This is a genomic window from Poinsettia branch-inducing phytoplasma str. JR1, assembly GCF_000309465.1.
GTDB lineage: Bacteria > Bacillota_I > Bacilli_A > Acholeplasmatales > Acholeplasmataceae > Phytoplasma > Phytoplasma pruni.
This window is the reverse complement of the sequence record NZ_AKIK01000109.1, coordinates 1-4,007: the sequence shown is the minus strand read 5'-3', so window position 1 is coordinate 4,007 and position 4,007 is coordinate 1. Positions and strand designations below refer to the sequence as shown.

At 25.8% G+C, this 4,007-nt stretch carries 3 protein-coding genes; all 3 read left to right on the top strand.

The window, feature by feature from the left end; translation table 11 throughout:
- Window positions 1–307 precede the first annotated feature (307 nt).
- The 3 genes from ON17_RS02475 (at window position 308) to ON17_RS02465 (ending at window position 3,871) form a co-directional block, all read left to right on the top strand.
- The gene (locus tag ON17_RS02475) at window positions 308–1,039 is read left to right on the top strand and encodes an amino acid ABC transporter ATP-binding protein (RefSeq protein WP_017191920.1); all 732 of its coding nucleotides are present in this window, start codon (window positions 308–310) and stop codon (window positions 1,037–1,039) included.
- Between the two features lie 125 nt (window positions 1,040–1,164).
- On the top strand, window positions 1,165–1,995 hold the full coding sequence (locus ON17_RS02470) for an amino acid ABC transporter permease (protein WP_017191919.1): 831 nt from the start codon (window positions 1,165–1,167) through the stop codon (window positions 1,993–1,995).
- 271 nt (window positions 1,996–2,266) lie between these two features.
- Complete coding sequence (locus ON17_RS02465; RefSeq protein ID WP_017191918.1) at window positions 2,267–3,871, top strand: ABC transporter permease subunit; 1,605 nt, start codon at window positions 2,267–2,269, stop codon at window positions 3,869–3,871.
- Window positions 3,872–4,007 lie beyond the last annotated feature (136 nt).

The window sequence follows — 4,007 nt, the reverse complement described above, 5'->3', positions numbered from 1 at the left end:
ATTTTTATAAAAAAACTTTACAATTTTAATAATTTTTTAAAAAAGTTATAATGATTGTAAAAATAGTTATTTTTTTTGGTTTTGCATAAATGATGACAAAGAATTGATATAGTTTCATAAAATATTAATCTTTTTTCTTTTTTTATCTAACCAAGACCTTTAGCTAAATAACTTTTTCCAAAATATGTATTTCTAATAAAAAAACATTTTGATGTTTAAACGGTCGTTCTTGCTAGAACAAAATGCTTTCATAAAGTAATTCGAAATATATGAAATTTAGATAAAAAAACAAAGGAGAAAAAAAGATATGAAAAACATGATAGAAATTAAAAATTTAAATAAATCATTTGACGGAAAACACATTTTAAAAAATATTAATTTAAATATTCGCAACCAAGAAATACTTACTATTATAGGTCATTCTGGTTCCGGTAAATCCACTTTATTAAGAACTTTAAATTTATTAGAAGTACCTGATTCAGGGGAAATTTTGATTAATTCGCAAAACATCTTAGATAAGAATGTTAATTTATCTGAGTTACGCACAAAAGTAGGAATGGTTTTTCAAAATTTTAACTTATTCGAAGAAAAGAATGTTTTAGAGAATTGTTGTTTAGCGCCAGTTAAAGTTTTAAAAATGAGTAAAGAACAAGCTAAAGCTAATGCTTTACAAAAACTAAAAGAAGTAGGTTTAGAAAAATTTGCTGATGTAGATGTGAAACAACTTTCTGGAGGACAAAAACAAAGAGTCGCGATCGCTAGAACTTTATGTATGCAACCAAAAGTTATTTTATTGGACGAACCAACTTCCGCTCTTGATCCCGAATCTTCTCAGGAAGTAATGCAAATATTAAAAAAATTAGCTGAACAAAACGAAATTACTCTAGTTATTGTTACGCATGAAATGAAATTCGCTAAAAAAGTTTCTCATAATATTTGTTTTATGGAAAACGGCGTTATTGTGGAAAAAGGTTCTTCTAAAGAAATTTTTGAAACTAATAAATACCCTAAAATAAGATCTTTTTTTGAAGAATTTTGATCTCATTTAATTAAAAACTATTATTTTAATGCTATAACTATATACTTTGAAATAAAAACGCATTATGAACAAAAAATAAAGCGTTTATGAATATTTAAAATAAGAAAAAAGGAATGATAGATTTTATGGATTTAAACATAAAAACATATTGGAAAAAAAATGGAAAAAAAATATTTTTTTTGACTATTTTTTTGTTATTTTTGATTTGGTTACATTATTCTGTTTTATCTTTTTCGGATGTTAAAAATAATTCTGACTTGTCTACGAAAGGTCCTTCTTTTTGGTCTAACTTATATCAATCCTTACCAGCTTATAAACAAGGTATTTTGACTACTTTATTATTGGCGATAGACGGTCTTTTTTTAGGTTTTTTATTGGCTATATTATTAACAATGTGGAAAAATTCTTCTGAAGGGATAAAAAAGCAAAAAACTTGTTTAATTTATCTGCAAAAAATATTAACAGTTTTTTTTAACTTTTTAATGAATTTTTTTAAAGCTATACCCATAGTAATTCAAGCTTTATTGTTTTATAGTTTTTTAGTGAATATACCATCTTTTAAAGGTTCTTTAGGACCAGTGATAGTCGGTTTGATCGTTATTATGTTAAATACAGCTTTTAATCTAACAGAAATTATGTTAAACCATATTAAATTTTTAGATCCTGGACAAATAGAAGCCGCTCATTCTTTAGGAATGAACCAAAAACAAGTTTTTCGTTATATCACTTTAGGACAAACTTTTAAAAGAACGATTCCCTCTATTTGGAACCAGTTTATTATTAATTTAAAAGAAACCGCTTTATTTCAAATAATCGGAATAGTAAGTCTTATTTTCGCAGCCCAAAGGCAAGTTTCGATTACTTTTGACACTATTACCCCTTATATTTTAATAAGTTTGTTTTATTTAATGTTAATTGGTATAACGGATTTAATCAATCAAAAAACTAAACATTAATTATTTGGGAACAAATAATTATAACAACAGAATAATCTTAAGAACAAAGTAATCAATCGAAATATAACAATCCATCCTATTGAAAAATAAGATGAAGAACAAATGGTTGATTTAACAGTTCGCATTCGAAACAAATATTTAATTTAAGTGACAAATTTATTAATAAATATCTTGTTTTCGACTTTTATTAGTTTAAGTTAATTTTTTTATTTTTAACAAAAGAAACTAAATAATAAAGACGAAATTGATCGGAAGGAATAATTGTAACTTTATGGACACTTTTATATTAAAAAAATATCTTATGAAAAATTGGAAAAAAATTTCCATCGGCACGATAATAGCGATTCTTTTGGTTTGGCTTAATTTTTATATCTTGATGCCTAATGGTGTTAAAAAAGATGGAAAAGAAACTTTAACTTTAGGAATCGTGAATAACGCTCCACCTTTCGCTTTTGACGGAACCAATAAAGATAATGGTCATGAAACTATTAATGGCGATTTTATCAGTGGTTCTGATATCGAATTTTTTAAAGAAATAGCCGACAAAATGAATAGGAATTTGATTATTAGAACTTTCTCTTTTCCTGGAATATTAAATGCTGTTAAACAAGGTACAGTAGACGTTATTATCGGAATGTTAAATGTTACAGATGAAAGAAAAGAACAAATGTTATCTATTGAGTATCATACGTCTGATTTAGGTATTCTTGTTAAAAAAGATGATCCTTTGTTTAAAGAGAAAAAAGATGCAATAAAATTAAACGACTTAAAGGAAGTGAAAAGGATAACCACTATTATCGGTTCAATATATGATATTCAATTTTTCGATACTTTGAAAAAGCAACATTATTTGCCAAAAGCTAAAAAAACAGCTTTAAAAGAGGACGCGGTGAATTGTGCTGAGTCAGTTTCTAACGGAACAGCAGACATTCTTTTATTAGAATATCCAGTAGTAGATTTAATCGCCAATCAACAACGTGATAAATTCAAAGCTTTCAAATTAACAGATTTGCCTGATGACATAAAAGTCCCTCTTTTAGGCATGTTCTTACAAAAAGGTCCAAAAGGAGAAAATTTAAAAAAGGAATTAGAAGGCATTTTAAAAGACGTTTTAAATACCAAAGCAACATATCAAGGCAAATACCATCCGACAGCAATTAACAAACATAAAAAGGTTATTGATTCGACCAAATCCAAAACAAGTTTTTTCAAAACATATTATAAAAGTTTTTTGATTTCTTTATTATTGGCTGTTGATGGCTTGCTTTTAGGTTTTATATTATCTTTATTATTTTTCAAAATTAAGTTGTTATCAGTCAACATTGCTGTAGAATCGCCTGCCAAAAAATCTTTTAAAATAAACAACATCTTTTCTGTTTTAATAGATAGTTTGATTTATGTTCTTAAAGCGGTTCCTATTTCTATTCAAGTTATTTTAGTTTATAATTTATTAGTTCTTAATTTTGATTTTTTCAAAGTAGATTCTTTAGGTTCTTTTTATACCGCTTTAATTATCATTTTAATTAATAATGCTACTATTTTAACTAGCGTTTTCGTTAATAATATGAAACTTTTAGATAAAGGGCAATTTGAAGCTGCCTATTCTTTAGGGATGAAAAAAAAACAAGTTTTCAATTATATTATTTTAAGACAAACTTTAAAAAGATCGATGCCTTTTGTTTGGAATCAACTAATTATTAATTTTAAAGAAACAGCTTTATTTTCTATTATTGGGTTATCTAGTTTATTATGGAGTGCTCAACGTAATATTGTTCTTACTAATGATACAATTACTCCTTTCGTGATCGTTAGTGTTATTTATTTAACTTTAATCACTCTTACCAACTGTATTTGTAAAAAAATTAATAAAAATTAAATTATTAAACATAGCTTTTTTGTTTTAAACAACTTATCTAAAACAAGTTTTTTTTCGTCGGGACTTGTTTTTTATTTTTTTTTGTGTATAATAATTTTTAATAATTTAAAAAAGTTGCAAGATCGGAAGAGCGTCG

Coding starts and splice junctions, on each gene's coding strand:
- ON17_RS02475 (WP_017191920.1), top strand. CDS start 308: ATGAAAAACATGATAGAAATTAAAAATTTAAATAAATCATTTGACGGA.
- ON17_RS02470 (WP_017191919.1), top strand. CDS start 1,165: ATGGATTTAAACATAAAAACATATTGGAAAAAAAATGGAAAAAAAATA.
- ON17_RS02465 (WP_017191918.1), top strand. CDS start 2,267: ATGGACACTTTTATATTAAAAAAATATCTTATGAAAAATTGGAAAAAA.